Genomic DNA, 15,766 nt, shown 5'->3' with positions numbered 1-15,766 from the left:
TCACCCCCGGTGGGCCCGCTCCTGCCGGGCCTTGGTGTACCGCGTCGGCGCCGCCCCGGCCGGATCCTCCGGCCACGGGTGCTTGGGGTAGCGCCCGCGCAGTTCGGCGCGGACCGCGCGGTAGCCGTCGCGCCAGAAGGAGGCGAGGTCGGCGGTGACGGCGGCCGGGCGTCCCGCGGGCGAGAGGAGATGGACGAGGAGCGGTACGCCCGCCACCCGCGGGGTGTCGTCGAGCCCGAACATCTCCTGCAACTTGACGGCGAGAACCGGCTGTTCGGGGTCGGTGTAGTCGATCCGCACCCGTGACCCGCTCGGCACCTCCACCCGCTCCGGCGCGAGCCCGTCCAGGCGGACCGCCTCGCCCGTGGCCCACGGCAGCAGCCGTGCGAGGGCCTGCCCGGCGTCGATCCGGCCCAGGTCGGCGCGGCGCCCGGCCCGGCCCAGCTCCGGTTCGAGCCAGGCGTCGGCACGCTCGACGAGCGCCTCGTCCGACACGTCCGGCCAGGGCTCCCCGAGGTGCCGCCGCAGAAACCGCAGCCGGTCCCGCAGGGCCACGGCGTCCCGGCTCCACCGCAGCAGCCCGAGCCCGTCCCGCCGCAGCCCCTCCAGCAGCGCCTCCCGTACGAGGCCGGGGTCCGGCTCCCGGAGCGGCCGCACCACCAGCTCCACCGCACCGAGCCGCTCCACGCGGCGCGCCACAAGATCCCCGTCGACCCACGCGACCTCGTCCCCCTCGGCGTGCGTCGACGCGGCGGCCGCCCGCGCGACGCCTTCGTCGACGACGGCCCCGAGCCGCACCCGGGCATGCCCCGCCCCGGCAGCCCGGTCGGCCACGGCCACCGCGACCCAGCCGGCCCCCGCGAGCCCCGACCCCCCGCTCACCTCGGCCCGGGTCCCCCCGACCATCAGAAACGTCCCGTCGTCGGTACGCCGGGCAACGCGCTCGGGGAAGGCGAGGGCGGCGACGAGGCCGACGACGAGGTCGTCGGGGACCTTGCTCCGGGGAGCGTCGGCGCCGGGTTCCCCCGGCTGCGGGTCGTGGGCGGGCGGGTGGGAGATGTCCCGCGCCGAAGGCGCGGGCGCCGACGCGGAGGTGACATCGGCGCCGCCCCCGGTCCCGGACGTGGCACGGGCCGACCCCGCACCGACGGCCGAGGCGAGGCGCCCCACCTCGCCCCGCCAGCGCGCGGCATAGGCGTCGGTGCCCCGCCGGGCGGCCCGCAGCCCCGCCGCCAGGTCGTCCCCGTACTCCCGGGGAGGCTCCTCGCTGAGCAGGGCGACGGCTTCCGCGGCCCGCCGGGCGCCGACCCGGGGCGTCGCGTCCAGGAGGGCCCGGGCGAGCCGCGGATGCACCCCGGCCCGGGACAGCCGTACGCCCCGCTCGGTGACGCGCCCTGTCGCCCCGTCCACCGCGCCGATCGCGACGAGCACGTCCCGCGCGGCGGCCATCGCCCCGGCGGGCGGCGCGTCGAGCAGCGCGAGCCCGGACGCGCCGGGGTCTCCCCAGACCGCGGCCTGGAGCGCGAACGCCGTCAGGTCGGCCACCTTGATCTCGGGGGAGGGGAAGCGTGGCAGCCGCCCGTCCTCGGCCTCCGCCCAGCACCGGTACACCGCCCCGGGCGCCTCCCGCCCGGCCCGCCCCGCCCGCTGCCGCCCGGCCGCCTGCGAGGCCCGCACGGTGGTGAGTGAGCTGAGCCCGCGCGCGTGGTCGACCCGCGGCTCCCTGGCGAGCCCGGAGTCGACCACGATCCGCACCCCCGGCACCGTCAGGGACGACTCGGCCACGGACGTGGCGAGGACGACGCGGCGCCGCTCACCGCCCGCGAGGACCGCGTCCTGCACGGCGGCCGGAGCGCGCCCGTGCACCTGAAGCACCTCGACGCCGCCCAGATCCCCCAGCTGCCCGGCCACCCGGCCGATCTCGCCGACCCCGGGCAGGAAGCACAGCACGTCCCCGTCCCGCTCCCGCAGCGCCCGCCGCACCACGGACGCCGTGTGTGTGAGCAGCGCCGGATCCACGCGCATGCCGTGCGGCGGCCGTACGGGCCGCGCGGGCGGCGCCCACACCACGTCCACGGGATGCGTGGTCCCCGCCGCCTCCACCACGGGGGCGCCGCCGAGGACCCGCGCCCACCCCTCGGCGTCCGTCGTCGCCGACGCGGCCACGAGCCGCAGCTCGGGCCGCAGCGTCTCGCGCACGTCGACCAGGAAGGCGGCGACCGTGTCCGCGTCCAGATGCCGCTCGTGGCACTCGTCGATCACCACTGCGTCAACCGCGCGGCCCCCGCCGCCGCCCGCCAGCTCCTGGTCCCGCTGGAGGCGCTGCAGCAGCACCCCGGTGGTGACGACCTCCACGCGCGTGTGCGGCCCCACCACGCGCTCGCCGCGCACCGTGTAGCCGACGCTCCGGCCGACCTTCTCGCCGAGCAGCCACGCCATCCGCCGTGCCGCGGCCCGGGCGGCGATGCGCCGCGGCTCGGCGACCACGACACGGCGTACCGCACCACCCTCGGCACCGAGCCCGGGCACCAGACCCGCGAGCGCCAGCGGCACGAGCGTCGTCTTGCCCGTGCCGGGCGGCGCGCACAGCACGGCGCACCCCGGCCCCTCCAGGGCCTCCCGCAGGGCGGGCAGCGCGTCGCGCACGGGCAGTCTCAGAGCGTCGTCACGGATCACGCCCCCAGTCTCGTACGCCACCGCGCGGCGCCGGAACCGAGACCCGGAGAAGGCCTCGGCCCCGCCCCTACAAGAAGGACTGCCTCAGTCCCGCTCGCACACGAAGATCGCCGTCCCGGGAATGAGGTTCCCGCGCAGCGGGGACCAGCCGCCCCACTCCTGGGTGTTCCATTCCGGCCACTCGGGCTCCACCAGGTCCACCAGGCGGAATCCGCCCGCGACCACGTCCCGCACCCGGTCCCCGACCGTCCGGTGGTGCTCCACGTACACCGCGCGGCCCTGGTCGTCCTGCTCGACGTACGGAGTGCGGTCGAAGTAGGAGGCCGCCACCGAGAGGCCCTCGGGCCCCGGCTCGTCCGGGAACGCCCAGCGGATCGGGTGCGTGACGGAGAAGACGAACCGGCCGCCGGGCCGCAGCACCCGGTGCACGTCCCGCAGCACCCGCACCGGGTCGGCGACGAACGGCAGCGCCCCGTACGCGGAGCAGGCGAGGTCGAAGGAGCCGTCCGCGAACGGCAGCGCGCCCGCGTCGGCCTCCACCAGCGGCACCCGGGCCCCGAAGCCCTCCTGGATGCGCAGCGCGTGCTGGAGCTGGCGGTGGGAGAGGTCGAGGGCCACCGGCCGGGCGCCCTGCGCGGCGAGCCAGCGCGAACACTGGGCCGCGCCCGCGCCGATCTCCAGGACGTCCTTGCCCTTCAGCTCCTCGGGCGGGCCGAGCAGCTCCGCCTCCACCTCGTCGAGCCCTTCCGGGCCCCACACGAAACGGTCGTCCCCGAGGAACGTGCCGTGCTCGATCTGGTAGTCGTCCGCGTTCCGGTCCCACCAGCCGCGATTGGCGCGGCTGCTCTCCGTGACATCGGCGTCACGCCGGGTCGCCTCGGGTTCCGGTGCCGCGGGTGCGTCGGGCTCTTGGATGATCCGCTCCATCGTCGTTACTGTGCCGTCTGGCGTCGCCGGTACGGTGGCGTCCGGCGTCGGCGGGTGCGTCGCGGCAGGGCGCGATGCGGCCGGTGTGGCCTCATGCAACACGTTTTGTGCCGGGTATGCGGCGATCCGCCCCGGGTGTGCGCCTTCGCGCATTGACCCTGTACGACAGCCCCCGTATGCTACAAGTTGCGCTGCGGGCCTGCGTTCCTCAGACATAGCAGGTTGCGCTCGCGTCTGTTGTATGTCCCCTCGGTTGTCGAGGCGCTTTCCGTTTCCTTCGGGAATCCAGGGAGTCGCGCCTCCTAGGCTGTCCGGCTTCTTCAGAGCGAAACGGGCTCCGGCGTAAGCAGTACCTACGACTTCAATGTCCGTACCGGAGCCCTTTCCCACATGACGAGCAGCACCGAGACCACCGCCACCACTCCGCAGGTAGCGGTCAACGACATCGGTAACGAGGAAGCCTTCCTCGCCGCGATCGACGAGACGATCAAGTACTTCAACGACGGCGACATCGTCGACGGCGTCATCGTGAAGGTCGACCGGGACGAGGTCCTGCTCGACATCGGTTACAAGACCGAAGGCGTCATCCCGAGCCGCGAGCTCTCCATCAAGCACGACGTCGACCCGAACGAGGTCGTCGCCGTCGGTGACGAGATCGAGGCCCTTGTTCTCCAGAAGGAGGACAAGGAAGGCCGCCTGATCCTCTCGAAGAAGCGCGCCCAGTACGAGCGTGCCTGGGGCACCATCGAGAAGATCAAGGAAGAAGACGGGATCGTCACCGGTACCGTCATCGAGGTCGTCAAGGGTGGTCTCATCCTCGACATCGGCCTCCGCGGCTTCCTCCCGGCCTCCCTGGTCGAGATGCGCCGTGTCCGCGACCTTCAGCCCTACGTGGGCAAGGAGCTCGAGGCCAAGATCATCGAGCTGGACAAGAACCGCAACAACGTGGTCCTGTCCCGCCGTGCCTGGCTCGAGCAGACCCAGAGCGAGGTCCGCCAGACCTTCCTCACGACCCTGCAGAAGGGCCAGGTCCGCTCCGGCGTCGTTTCCTCGATCGTCAACTTCGGTGCGTTCGTGGACCTCGGCGGCGTCGACGGTCTCGTCCACGTCTCCGAGCTTTCCTGGAAGCACATCGACCACCCCTCCGAGGTTGTCGAGGTCGGCCAGGAAGTCACCGTCGAGGTTCTCGACGTGGACATGGACCGCGAGCGCGTCTCCCTGTCGCTCAAGGCGACGCAGGAAGACCCGTGGCAGCAGTTCGCCCGCACGCACCAGATCGGGCAGGTCGTTCCCGGTAAGGTCACCAAGCTCGTTCCGTTCGGTGCGTTCGTGCGCGTCGACGAGGGCATCGAGGGCCTGGTCCACATCTCCGAGCTGGCCGAGCGCCACGTGGAGATCCCGGAGCAGGTCGTCCAGGTCAACGACGAGATCTTCGTCAAGGTCATCGACATCGACCTCGAGCGTCGCCGGATCTCGCTGTCGCTGAAGCAGGCCAACGAGTCCTTCGGCGCCGACCCGTCGGCCGTCGAGTTCGACCCGACCCTGTACGGCATGGCCGCGTCCTACGACGACCAGGGCAACTACATCTACCCCGAGGGCTTCGACCCCGAGACCAACGACTGGCTCGAGGGCTACGAGACCCAGCGCGAGGCCTGGGAGACCCAGTACGCCGAGGCGCAGCAGCGCTTCGAGCAGCACCAGGCTCAGGTCATCAAGTCCCGCGAGGCCGACGCCCAGGCGGCGGCCGAGGGTGGCAACGAGGCTCCGGCCGGTGCGGCTCCCGCCGCCTCCGGTGGTGGCTCGTACTCCTCCGAGGGCCCGGACAACTCCGGTGCGCTTGCCTCGGACGAGGCGCTTGCCGCTCTGCGCGAGAAGCTGGCCGGCGGTCAGTCCTGACCGCGCGCCGCTCTCTTAGGCGGTAGCTGAGCACTGTGGGCCCGCACCTTTTGGTGCGGGCCCACAGTGTTTGTTTTTTGTGCTTCGCGCCCGGGGCGCGCTGTATCTGCGGGTGCGTGGGGGCTTGGCGCGCAGTTCCCCGCGCCCCTTACAGGGCGCCCCGGTGCGGGTGGTCTGTGTTCCTGAGGTGCTACGGGGTTACCGGGACGTTCGTCAGGCCCTTGCCGCCCTTGACCGTGTTGCTGGCGTGGACCGTTGTCCTGCAGCTTGAGCTGTTGTTCGTCACGTTGATCGCCAGTTGCTTGTCGCCGGAAGCGCCCGTCAGGTCGGACTTGTTGGCGCGGAAGACCGTGCCGCAGCCCCAGCCCGACTGCTGGGTGTGGGTCTCGAAGCCGTTGTTCGTGGTGTTCTTGCCGGTGTTGCCCTCGATGACGTAGTCGTTGCCCTTCACGTCGACCCATGAGTCGTCGTAGTTGTTGCCGGTCAGGCCCTTGCCGTCGAAGGTGTTGCCGGAGACCTTGCCGTTCCTCGTGCCTTCCTTGAGGTCGATGGCCTCGCCGCCCACGTCCGGGCCTATGACGTTGTTCAGGATCTGTACGTTGTCGCTCTTGTCGGAGAGGCCGCCCGCGCTGCCGACGTACACGCCCTCGCCCATGCCGCGGTTGTCGTTGCCCGTGTCGTAGATCTTCGAATTCTTGATCACGCCGTCGGTGCTCGACTTGCGGAAGTGGACGCCCTCCATGTCGAGGCCGTGGACCGTCACGCCGTCCACCACGACCCCCTTCGCGGAGTCGATCATGATGCCCTTCTGGCCACCGGTGACGGTGATGCCCTTGACGGTCCAGTACGAGGCCCCGTTCAGGTGCAGCCCGTAGCCGCCGCCCGCGGTGAGGACGGCCTTCGGCGAGCCGGTGAGCGTGATCCGGGAGCCGGAGCTCGCGGCGGTCGAGGTCTTGAAGTTCCCCGAGTACGTGCCGTCGGCGAGGTGGATGGTGTCGCCCGGGCCCGCCGAGCCCAGCGCCGACTTCAGCTGGGCGGCCGTGGAGACCTCGATGGTGGCGGCCGGGCGGGGGGCCGAGGGCGCCGGAGTCGCATATGCGGCTGCCGTGAGGCCGCCTACGGCGGTGGTGGCGGCGAGCGTGGCGATGAGGAAGCGGGTGCGCATCGTGGGGTTGCCTTCCCGTGGGGTGCTGCTCCGGCAAGAGAAGTGGGTTCTTGTACGTGAACTGTGGATGTCAATCTGAACGCTTCGCTGCCTCGTGACGGTAAGGGTGGGGCATGTTCGCGTCAAGGACGCGAACCGTGTCGACGTACCGGTAGGGAACGGATCAGTCGTGGCTGTGAATGCGCGGACAGGGGAATGCCCGCCCCGCGAGGCGCGTTCTGCTCAATGAACACGAGGAGGAGCGGTCACAGTGCTAGATCCGCAGGGTTTGTACGCATGGGAGCCGAAGGGCCTCGCTGTTGTCGACATGGCGCTCGCCCAGGAGTCGGCCGGTCTGGTCATGCTCTACCACTTCGACGGATACATCGACGCGGGCGAGACCGGCGATCAGGTCGTCGAGCGGCTCGTGGACAGCCTTCCCGGGCAGGTCGTCGCGCGCTTCGACCACGACCGGCTCGTGGACTACCGCGCCCGGCGCCCGCTGCTCACGTTCCGGCGCGACCGCTGGAGCGACTACGAGGTGCCGACGCTCGACGTCCGCCTCCTCCAGGACGCCACCGGTGCGCCCTTCCTGCTGCTCTCCGGCCCCGAGCCGGACATAGAGTGGGAGCGCTTCGCCGCGGCCGTCAGGGAGATCGTCGAACGGCTCGGCGTGCGGCTCTCGGTGAACTTCCACGGCATCCCCATGGGCGTACCGCACACGCGCCCCGTGGGCCTCACCCCGCACGGCAACCGCACGGACCTGGTGCCGGGCCACAGCAGCCCCTTCGACGAGGCGCAGGTGCCGGGCAGCGCGGAGGCGCTGGTCGAGTACCGCCTCGCGGAAGCGGGCCACGACGTGCTCGGCGTCGCCGCGCACGTCCCGCACTACATCGCCCGCTCGACCTACCCCGACGCCGCCCTGACCGTCCTGGAGGCCATCACCGCCGCCACCGGCCTGGTCCTGCCCGGCGTCGCGCACGCGCTGCGCACCGAGGCGCACCGCACCCAGACCGAGATCGACCGGCAGGTCCAGGAGGGCGACGAGGAACTGGTCGCGCTCGTACAGGGACTTGAGCACCAGTACGACGCGGCGGCGGGCGCCGACGCGCGCGGCAACATGCTCGCCGAGCCCGTGGACATCCCGTCCGCGGACGAGATCGGCCGCGAGTTCGAGCGCTTCCTCGCGGAGCGCGAGGGCGACGGCTGACGGTCGGCGGCAGCAGGCCGAAGGCCGGGGGGCAGGTGGGGACCGGGGGACGGGGGAGTGCCGGGGTTCCGGCAGACACGGGGAAGGCGGGCGCATAAGCTGCCGGTCATGCTGAAAGTGGGGCTGACCGGCGGGATCGGTGCCGGCAAGAGTGAAGTGTCACGGCTGCTCGTCGAGCGGGGCGCCGTCCTCGTCGACGCCGACCGCATCGCCCGCGAGGTGGTGGCGCCCGGCACCGAGGGCCTGGCCGCGGTCGTCCGGGCCTTCGGCCCTGAGATCCTCGCCGCCGACGGCTCCCTCGACCGCCCGAAGCTCGGCGCGATCGTCTTCGCCGACCCGGAGAAGCTGGCCGCGCTCAACGCGATCGTGCACCCCCTGGTGGGCACCCGCTCCGCCGAACTGGAGCGCGCCGCCGCCGACGACGCGGTGGTCGTGCACGACGTGCCGTTGCTCGCCGAGAACGGCCTCGCGCCGCTGTACGACGTCGTGGTCGTCGTCGACGCCCGCCCCGAGACCCAACTCGACCGCCTGGTGCGGCTGCGCGGCATGACCGAGGACGACGCCCGCGCGCGGATGGCCGCCCAGGCGACCCGCGAGAAGCGCCTGGAGATCGCCGACCTCGTCATCGACAACGACGGGCCCCTGGAGCGGCTCGTGCCGCGCGTCGACGAGGTGTGGCAGGACCTGCGGCAGCGGGCCGGGGCGGCGTAGCGCGCGCGGGCCCGGAGAGCGGCGAGAAGGGCGGGCTTTGTGGTCGTACTGGCGGCGTTCACCACCCTGGGCGGGCTCGTCGCGCTGCTCGCGGGCGCGTACGGCCTGCAGCGCACCCGGCACCTCACCGAGGCCGGAGAGATCGCGGAGGCCCTGGTCAAGGCGGTGCTGCAAGGGGCCGACCGGCCGACCCTGCAGTTCGAGACCGCCGACGGGCGGGTCCTTGAGGTCGTCTCACCTGTGCCCGCGAACCGGCGGCGGCCCCTGCGCGCCGGGGAGCGCGTGCGCATCGCCTACGACGCCGACGACCCGCGCGAGGTCGTGCTCATCGGCCGGGAACGGCGCGGCCTGGACCGGGCGTTCGTGGCGGCGGGCGCGAGCCTGGTGATCGTGGGGCTCGCGCTGGGGATGGCGGGCTGACCCCGGACCGCGCCCGCGCGTACGTGGCCCGTCCTGCCCCGGAATATGCCGGATCGGGTGGTGTGTTGACGCAGAGGAGTGAGGGAAGGAGTCCGGCGTGCCCGAAAGCAGCCCGGAGAGCCATGTCATCGATTTCCGCGCGGCCGAGCAACTGCTCGCCGCACGGGACCCGCGGGGTGCGGTGAAGCTGCTCGACTCCGTCATCGCCGCCCATCCGGAGAACACCGCGGCGCGGCTCCTGCGCGCCCGCGCCTTCTTCGCCTCCGCGCAACTGCGCGCCGCCGAGCTGGAGTTCAGCATCGTCCTGGAGCGCGAGCCGGACAACGCGTTCGCGCACTTCGCCCTCGCCCGCACCTATGAGCGCGCCGCCCGGCCCGACCAGGCCCGCCGCCACTTCCGGCTCGCCGCCGCGCTCGACCCGCAGCCGGAGTATCTGGCGGCGGCGCGGTTCGACGAGGACGCGGGTGGGGCCGGGGGAGCGGGTGGCGGCTAGGGCCTGTCCGGTGGGGCGTCGGGGCCGGTCGGGACGTGAGGCCGCCTAGCCGTCGGGGCTGCCCGGGGTGCCAGGTCGCCTAGCCGTCGGGGCTGCCGGGCGGTCGGGTCGCGCGCGTAGCGGGTCAGGTCCGAGGCGGGTCGTACGGCGGTACGTCCCGGCCCGGCTGGAAGTGCGGGCCCTGGCGAATGTGCCGTACGACCAGCGTCATGTCGACGACCACCACCAGCCACAGCACCCCGCACGCCACCGCCCACGCGGTGCGCCCGGCGAGCGCGAACGCGACCGTCCCCGCGGCCGCCCACACCAGCCCCCATACGCTGAACCAGAAGCGCATACGCAGCGGACTGCGCGCGGTCACCGGTTCACTGCCTGTGCGCATGGAAACGTCATCTCCTCCTTCCAGGGTCCACCCGGTACGGGGCGAACGGAAGGGCCGACCGAGGGGCAGGTGGAGCCGTGCTGGACGCACTGCGGGCCGCGGCCGAGTCCGACGAGGCGCTCGCCGCTTGGCTGAAGGGCCTTGACGACGCGGGTGCGCCCGTCGCCGACGCCGTCCTGCCGGGCGCCGACGAGCTGCCCGACGTCCTCCTCGACCTCGCCGTGCCCCACGAGGACATCAACGCGCTGATCGGCCTGCGGGCCCGGATCCTCGGCGACCCGGGTGCGCGCCGGCTCCTCGACCTGTGCGTCGGCGTGCTGCTGCGGGACCTCGGTGAGCCCGGGTCCGACGTGCGGCTGCCCGTCCTGCCCGCGGGCCTCGGCGAGCTGGGCAGTTGCTTCCACGTCTTCGTCTTCGTCGCCGCGCTGCCCCATGTGCGGGACTACCATCGGCGCCGCGGCATCCCCGACGACGTGTCCCGGCGCACACTCGCCGATCTGGGGCGGCACATGGCCGTCCACCGCAGGCGCCACGGTACGCGGGGTGTGCCCGTGCCCGGCTGGCACGCGCTGCACTTCCGCGGTGAGCTCTACCAGTTGGGGCGGCTGCAGTTCCAGCGGGCGGTGCTCGGGGAGCGGATGGCGGCCGATGTCGCCGCGGCGGGGCGTGGGGCCGACTCCGGGGATCTGTGTCTGAGCGTGCACATCCCCGACTTCCTCGGGCCGATGTCCGATGCCGCGTGTCAGCGGTCCGTGGAGCTGGCCCGGGAGTTCTTTCCCCGGCACTTTCCCGGGGAGCGGTACGACGTGGTCGTCTGTCACTCCTGGCTGCTTGATCCGCAGTTGAAGCGGTATCTGCCGGGGGCGGCCAACATTGTGCGGTTTCAGGAGCGGTTTCGGCTCGCTGGGACGTATGCGGGGCAGGAGCCGGATGACGGGTTGCCGGTGGGGTTCGTCTTCGGGGATCGGGGGCTTGGTGTGGCGGGGTTGCCTCGGCGGACTCGGGTGGAGCGGGCCGTGGGGGATCACTTGCGGGGTGGGGGGCACTGGTATGAGGGGCATGGGTGGTTTCCGCTGGAGCGTCCCCGACCCCGCCCCTTCCCGTAACCGGGGCGCTGCGCCCCCGGGCCCCCGCTCCGGGGGGACGTCCCGTGCGGGTGGGACGGGCCGCCGCCGAATCGGCGCTTCGCGCCTCGTCCTCAAACGCCGGACGGGCTGAAAATCCCGGCTCGTCCTCGCACGTCGGGCGGGCTGAAAGTGCTGGCTCGTCCTCGCACGTCGGATGGGCTGGAGATGTGTGGGCGGGCCGGAACGGTGCCGCGCGGGCTGGGGGTGTGCTGCCCGCGTCAGCCGGGTTCAGGGTCGTGGGCCGTGGCCGGGTGTTTCGGCGTGGCCGAAAGTGTGGGGCCCGTGCGGGAGTTGAGGGCGCGTAGGCGGTCCATGTCGCGGCGGTCGCGCTTGGTGGGGCGGCCCGTGCCGCGGTCGCGGATGCCCGCGGGGGCCACGGCCTCGCGCGGGGGTGGGGGCGGGCTGTTGTCCACGTAGCACTCGACGGCCACGGGTGCGCCGACCCGCTTGCGGATGAGGCGCTTGACGATCACGACGCGCTCGCGGCCGCCAGGCTGGCGCAGCCGGACCTCGTCGCCCTCCTTCACGCCGTACGCGGGCTTCACGCGTTCGCCGTTGACGCGGACGTGGCCGCCCTTGCAGGCCGCGCCGCCCGCCGAGCGGGTCTTGACCAGTCGTACGGACCAGATCCAGCTGTCGACGCGCACGGTGCCGCCGCCCGTACCCGGTGAAGTCTCCGAAGCCATGCGTCGACCTTAGTGCGGCATCGGTGCGGGGAGCCCGGCTGCCCGGCGAGCCGTCCGGAATCCGCGAGCCGCCGCACTCGATAATTCGGGCCATTCATGGCAAATCACTCATACGTCCGCCCTCAGATGACAGAGGTGCTCCCATGACGCCCGAAGAGCTCGCCACCACGGTCGACGGACTGATGGACGGCCTGCGCGCCGACCTCGTCCGGCTCGCCGAGATCCCCTCCATCGCCTTCCCCGGGTTCCCGGCCGGGCCCGTCCAGGAGGCGCACGACCTGGTCGCGGAGCTGCTGCGCGACGCCGGTGTGCCGCACGTCGAGCGCCTCGACCTGCCGGACACCGCGCCGGTGGTCTACGGCGAGATCCCGCCACCGGATCCCGGCGCCCCGACCGTGCTGCTCTACGGCCACTACGACGTCCAGCCGCCCGGCGACGAGAAGCTGTGGCGGTCGCCGCCCTTCGAGCCGACGCCGATCGACGGGGACGGCGGCGGGCTGCGGGCGCGCGGCATCGCCGACGACAAGTCCAACGTCATCGCGCACATCGGGATGCTGCGGGCCTACGGCGGGCGGCCACCCGTCGGCGTCAGGATCGTCATCGAGGGGCAGGAGGAGTACGGCAGCGCCTTCGACGGCTATCCGCCCACCGACCCCGACCGCTTCGCCTGCGACGCCATGGTCATCGCCGACCTCGGCAACCTCCGCCCCGGCACCCCTACCCTCACCACCGGGCTGCGCGGCGCCGCCGAGGTCGTCGTCGAGGTGCGCACCCTGGACGAGCCCCGGCACAGCGGCGAGTTCGGCGGCGCCGCCCCCGACGCGCTCCTCGTGCTGCTCAAGGCGCTCGCCACGCTGCACGACGTGCACGGGGACGTCGCCGTGGAGGGGCTGCGGCGGGAGGAGTGGGCCGGGACCTCGTACACCGAGGAGGAGTTCCGGGCGCTCGCCGGGGTGCGCGAGGGGATGCCGCTCATCGGCAGCGGCGGGCTCGGCGAGCGGCTGTGGAGCGGGCCCGCGATCACCGTGATCGGCCTGGACGCGCCGAGCGTCGAACACGCGGCGTCGGCGGTCGTGCCCTACGCCCGCGCCAAGCTGAACCTGCGGTTCCATCCCCGGCAGGACCCGGTGGAGGCACGGTCGCGGCTCGTCGAGCACCTGCGCTCGCTGCGCCCCTTCGGCGTCCCGCTGACCGTCACGCCCGGCGACACCGGCCCCGGCTACGAGGCCGAGACCGGCGGGCCCGCCTACCGCGCCGCGCTCACCGCCCTCAAGGAGGCCTGGGGCAAGGAGGCCGCGTACGTGGCGACCGGCGGGTCCATCCCGCTCGTCAACGGGCTCGCGCAGGCGGCACCCGGCGCCGAGGTCCTGCTGTTCGGCGCCCAGGACAGCATGTGCAACCTGCACGCGCCCAACGAGCGCGTGCTGCTCTCGGAGCTGCGCGACACGGTGGTCGCGATGGGCGCGTTCGTACGGGAGTACGCCGCCTCGTACACCGCTCGCGGCGGGGACGGGAGCGACGCGTGAGCACCACCACGACCGAGCCGGGCACCGAAGAGCCCGCGCCCAAGGGCAAGTTCACCTTCCCCAGCGCCCTCACCGTGCTCGCGATCGTCACCGTCGCCGTGTGGCTGCTCGCGTTCCTCGTGCCGCCGGGCGCCTACGACCGCAACGACAAGGGCGCGCCCGTCCAGGGCAGTTACCACCGCGTCCCCGACGACCAGTCCTTCGTCGACCGCCTCAACGACCTCTTCCTCGCCCCCGTCAACGGCCTCTACGGCGTGCAGGACACCGAGTCGGGGCAGGTCGGCCCCGACCTGGTCGGCGAGCTGTACGGCAGCGCGGGCGTCTTCCTCTTCGTCCTCGCCATCGGCGCGTTCATCACCGTCGTGTTCGCCACCGGCGCCCTCGACCGGGGCATCGGACGGCTCGCCCACCGGCTGCGCGAACGCGGCGCGATGCTCATCGCGGGCGTCATGGTGGTCTTCTCCGTCCTCGGCACCGTGGAGGGCTTCGCCGAGGAGACGCTGGGCTTCTACGGCCTGATCGTGCCGCTGATGCTCGCCCTCGGCTACGACCGCATGACCGCTGTCGGCGCGATCATTCTGGGCGCGGGCGTCGGCGTCCTCTGCTCGACCGTCAACCCCTTCGCCACCGGCGTCGCCTCGTCGGCGGCGGACATCTCGCTCGGCGACGGCATCGTCCTGCGGTTCGCGATGTGGCTGGTGCTCACGGGCGTCACGGTCGCGTACGTCATCCGCTACGCCCGCCGCGTACAGAAGGACCCCGAGCGGTCCCTGAGCGGGTTCCTGTCGGGCGACCGGGACGGCGCCGCCGCCGAGCAGTCGGGGGAGGTGCCCGAGCTGACCGGGCTGCACAAGGCCATCCTGGCCGTGGTCGCCCTGGTCTTCGCGTTCATGATCTTCTCGGTGGTGCCGTGGTCCAGCGCGCTGACGGGCGACGCGGACGCCGAGCCGTACGGCTTCGAACTCGGCTGGTCCTTCCCGCAGTTGGCCGCCCTGTTCCTGTGTGCGGCGGTCCTCGTGGGCCTGGTCGCGCGGATGGGCGAGCAGAAGCTCAGCTCGACGGTCATCCAGGGCGCGGCGGACTTCATCTCGCCCGCGCTGGTCATCGTGCTGGCCCGCGGGGTCACCGTCATCATGAACAACTCGCGCATCACGGACACCGTGCTGCACTCGATCGAGGGGGTCGTGAAGGGCACCTCGTCGGGGCTCTTCGCCATCATCGTGTTCCTCGTCAACCTGCCGCTGGCCTTCCTCATCCCCTCCACCTCCGGGCACGCCACCCTCGCCATGCCGATCCTCGCGCCCCTCGCCGACTTCGCCGGGGTCTCCCGGTCCGTCGTCGTCACCGCGTGGGCCGCGGCCAGCGGCTGGATGAACCTGTGGGTGCCGACGACCGCCGTCACCATCGGCGGGGTCGCGCTCGCCAAGGTCGGCTACGACAAGTACCTGCGGTTCGTATGGCCGCTGCTCGCCATCCTGTTCGTGCTCATCTGCGCCTTCGTTGCCGTGGGCGCGGCGCTCACCTGAGGGCGGTTACCGTGCCGGGATGAGTCTTTACCCGGAGATCGAGCCGTACGACCACGGCATGCTCGACGTCGGCGACGGCAACCGCGTGTACTGGGAGGTCTGCGGCAACCCGCTCGGCAAGCCCGCCGTGCTGCTGCACGGCGGGCCCGGGTCCGGCTGCACCCCCGGATTCCGGCGCTACTTCGACCCCGACGCCTACCGGATCGTGCTGCTCGACCAGCGCGGCAGCGGCCGCTCCACACCGCACGCCAGTGACCCCGCCACCGACATGTCCGTCAACACCACCAAGCATCTGCTCGCCGACCTCGAGCTGCTGCGGCGCCACCTGCGCGTCGAGCGGTGGCTCGTCTGGGGCGTCTCCTGGGGGTCGGTGCTCGGCCTCCGCTACGCCCAGACCTACCCGGACCGGGTGTCCGAGCTCGTCCTCACCGGGCTCGCCACCGGGAGCCAGGCCGAGGTCGACCTGCTCACCCGGGGGCTCGGGCGGGTGTTCCCCGAGGCGTGGGCGGACTTCCGGGAGGGGGTGCCCGAGGCGGCGCGGGACGGGGATCTCGCCGGGGCCTACCTGACGTTGCTGTCCTCCGGGGACCCCGACGTGCGGGCGCGGGCCGCGCGGGCCTGGACCGACTGGGAGACCGCCATCGCCATGGCCGCGCCCCGGTCCGTCGCCCGGTACGAGGACCCGGTGTTCCGGGCCGGGTTCGCCCGGACCGTCACCCACTACTTCGCCAACGGGCACTGGTTGGGGGAGGACGGGGTGGTGCTGCGGGACGCGGGAGCGCTGCGGGGGATCCCGGGGGTGGTGGTGCAGGGGAGCCTCGACTTCGGGAACCTCTTGGGGGTGCCGTGGCGCCTGCAGCGGGGCTGGGGGGACGGGGAGTTGGTCGTCGTGGGGGATGTGGGGCATGACGCGGGGGCGGCGGGGATCGCTGCGGCGCTGGTGCGGGCCACCGACGGGTTTCGGGCCGGGGGGTAGGGGCCCGCGGGGCGGTCGGTCACGGGAACCCCGGCGTGCGCCGCCGTCGGGGTGATCTTCCGGGGG

General features: G+C 72.8%; 14 protein-coding genes. 9 read left to right on the top strand and 5 right to left on the bottom strand.

Annotated elements, in window-relative coordinates; all coding sequences use genetic code 11:
- Window positions 1-2,676 (bottom strand): ATP-dependent RNA helicase, encoded by a 2,676-nt coding sequence (locus ACZ6AA_RS31120; protein ID WP_471461516.1) that lies wholly within the window; start codon window positions 2,674-2,676, stop codon window positions 1-3.
- An 84-nt stretch (window positions 2,677-2,760) separates the two neighbouring features.
- Window positions 2,761-3,603: a class I SAM-dependent methyltransferase gene (locus ACZ6AA_RS31115; protein ID WP_468448853.1), complete on the bottom strand. Its 843-nt coding sequence runs from the start codon at window positions 3,601-3,603 to the stop codon at window positions 2,761-2,763.
- 390 nt (window positions 3,604-3,993) lie between these two features.
- On the opposite strand from ACZ6AA_RS31115, the gene rpsA reads away from it, so the two are divergent.
- Window positions 3,994-5,499, top strand: coding sequence for a 30S ribosomal protein S1 (rpsA, locus tag ACZ6AA_RS31110; RefSeq protein WP_030362924.1), 1,506 nt, complete (start codon window positions 3,994-3,996; stop codon window positions 5,497-5,499).
- A gap of 190 nt (window positions 5,500-5,689) precedes the next feature.
- Here the strand turns inward: rpsA and ACZ6AA_RS31105 are convergent, their stop codons facing one another.
- Window positions 5,690-6,664, bottom strand: coding sequence for a right-handed parallel beta-helix repeat-containing protein (locus tag ACZ6AA_RS31105; protein WP_468482998.1), 975 nt, complete (start codon window positions 6,662-6,664; stop codon window positions 5,690-5,692).
- Between the two features lie 250 nt (window positions 6,665-6,914).
- On the opposite strand from ACZ6AA_RS31105, the gene ACZ6AA_RS31100 reads away from it, so the two are divergent.
- The 4 genes from ACZ6AA_RS31100 (at window position 6,915) to ACZ6AA_RS31085 (ending at window position 9,477) form a co-directional block, all read left to right on the top strand.
- On the top strand, window positions 6,915-7,853 hold the full coding sequence (locus tag ACZ6AA_RS31100; RefSeq protein WP_190116725.1) for a PAC2 family protein: 939 nt from the start codon (window positions 6,915-6,917) through the stop codon (window positions 7,851-7,853).
- Between the two features lie 108 nt (window positions 7,854-7,961).
- Window positions 7,962-8,564, top strand: a complete 603-nt coding sequence (coaE, locus tag ACZ6AA_RS31095) for a dephospho-CoA kinase (RefSeq protein ID WP_468448848.1) — start codon at window positions 7,962-7,964, stop codon at window positions 8,562-8,564.
- A 39-nt stretch (window positions 8,565-8,603) separates the two neighbouring features.
- Window positions 8,604-8,984 (top strand): DUF3592 domain-containing protein, encoded by a 381-nt coding sequence (locus ACZ6AA_RS31090; RefSeq protein ID WP_468448846.1) that lies wholly within the window; start codon window positions 8,604-8,606, stop codon window positions 8,982-8,984.
- Between the two features lie 97 nt (window positions 8,985-9,081).
- Window positions 9,082-9,477 carry a tetratricopeptide repeat protein gene (locus tag ACZ6AA_RS31085; RefSeq protein ID WP_468448844.1) on the top strand — a complete coding sequence of 132 codons (396 nt, stop codon included), beginning with the start codon at window positions 9,082-9,084 and terminating at the stop codon, window positions 9,475-9,477.
- Window positions 9,478-9,601: 124 nt separating this feature from the next.
- Here the strand turns inward: ACZ6AA_RS31085 and ACZ6AA_RS31080 are convergent, their stop codons facing one another.
- The gene (locus ACZ6AA_RS31080; protein WP_468483000.1) at window positions 9,602-9,859 is read right to left on the bottom strand and encodes a DUF6343 family protein; all 258 of its coding nucleotides are present in this window, start codon (window positions 9,857-9,859) and stop codon (window positions 9,602-9,604) included.
- A gap of 77 nt (window positions 9,860-9,936) precedes the next feature.
- On the opposite strand from ACZ6AA_RS31080, the gene ACZ6AA_RS31075 reads away from it, so the two are divergent.
- A complete protein-coding gene (locus tag ACZ6AA_RS31075) occupies window positions 9,937-10,965 on the top strand; it encodes an acyltransferase domain-containing protein (protein WP_471461502.1) in 1,029 nt (342 codons plus the stop codon).
- Window positions 10,966-11,204: 239 nt separating this feature from the next.
- Here ACZ6AA_RS31075 and ACZ6AA_RS31070 read toward each other — a convergent pair whose 3' ends face one another.
- Window positions 11,205-11,672: an RNA-binding S4 domain-containing protein gene (locus ACZ6AA_RS31070; protein ID WP_468448838.1), complete on the bottom strand. Its 468-nt coding sequence runs from the start codon at window positions 11,670-11,672 to the stop codon at window positions 11,205-11,207.
- Between the two features lie 143 nt (window positions 11,673-11,815).
- Here ACZ6AA_RS31070 and ACZ6AA_RS31065 point away from each other — a divergent pair, with 143 nt between their 5' ends.
- The 3 genes from ACZ6AA_RS31065 to pip are packed head-to-tail and all read left to right on the top strand — an operon-like array spanning window position 11,816 to window position 15,700.
- A complete protein-coding gene (locus ACZ6AA_RS31065) occupies window positions 11,816-13,198 on the top strand; it encodes a M20/M25/M40 family metallo-hydrolase (protein ID WP_468448836.1) in 1,383 nt (460 codons plus the stop codon).
- The gene (locus tag ACZ6AA_RS31060) at window positions 13,195-14,724 is read left to right on the top strand and encodes a YfcC family protein (RefSeq protein ID WP_471461497.1); all 1,530 of its coding nucleotides are present in this window, start codon (window positions 13,195-13,197) and stop codon (window positions 14,722-14,724) included. The genes ACZ6AA_RS31065 and ACZ6AA_RS31060 overlap by 4 nt, the downstream gene beginning before the upstream one ends.
- 19 nt (window positions 14,725-14,743) lie before the next feature.
- Complete coding sequence (gene pip, locus ACZ6AA_RS31055) at window positions 14,744-15,700, top strand: prolyl aminopeptidase (RefSeq protein WP_468448833.1); 957 nt, start codon at window positions 14,744-14,746, stop codon at window positions 15,698-15,700.
- The last annotated feature ends 66 nt before the right edge of the window (window positions 15,701-15,766 follow it).

Source organism: Streptomyces sp. NPDC040610 (genome assembly GCF_055594065.1).
The sequence above is the reverse complement of the archived record's forward strand: the minus strand, read 5'-3'. Positions and strand labels throughout refer to the sequence as shown.

Excerpts from the sequence above, each read along its gene's own strand:
- ACZ6AA_RS31115 (WP_468448853.1), bottom strand. The coding sequence starts at position 3,603 with ATGGAGCGGATCATCCAAGAGCCCGACGCACCCGCGGCACCGGAACCC.
- rpsA (WP_030362924.1), top strand. The coding sequence starts at position 3,994 with ATGACGAGCAGCACCGAGACCACCGCCACCACTCCGCAGGTAGCGGTC.
- ACZ6AA_RS31105 (WP_468482998.1), bottom strand. The coding sequence starts at position 6,664 with ATGCGCACCCGCTTCCTCATCGCCACGCTCGCCGCCACCACCGCCGTA.
- coaE (WP_468448848.1), top strand. The coding sequence starts at position 7,962 with ATGCTGAAAGTGGGGCTGACCGGCGGGATCGGTGCCGGCAAGAGTGAA.
- ACZ6AA_RS31080 (WP_468483000.1), bottom strand. The coding sequence starts at position 9,859 with ATGCGCACAGGCAGTGAACCGGTGACCGCGCGCAGTCCGCTGCGTATG.
- ACZ6AA_RS31070 (WP_468448838.1), bottom strand. The coding sequence starts at position 11,672 with ATGGCTTCGGAGACTTCACCGGGTACGGGCGGCGGCACCGTGCGCGTC.
- ACZ6AA_RS31065 (WP_468448836.1), top strand. The coding sequence starts at position 11,816 with ATGACGCCCGAAGAGCTCGCCACCACGGTCGACGGACTGATGGACGGC.
- pip (WP_468448833.1), top strand. The coding sequence starts at position 14,744 with ATGAGTCTTTACCCGGAGATCGAGCCGTACGACCACGGCATGCTCGAC.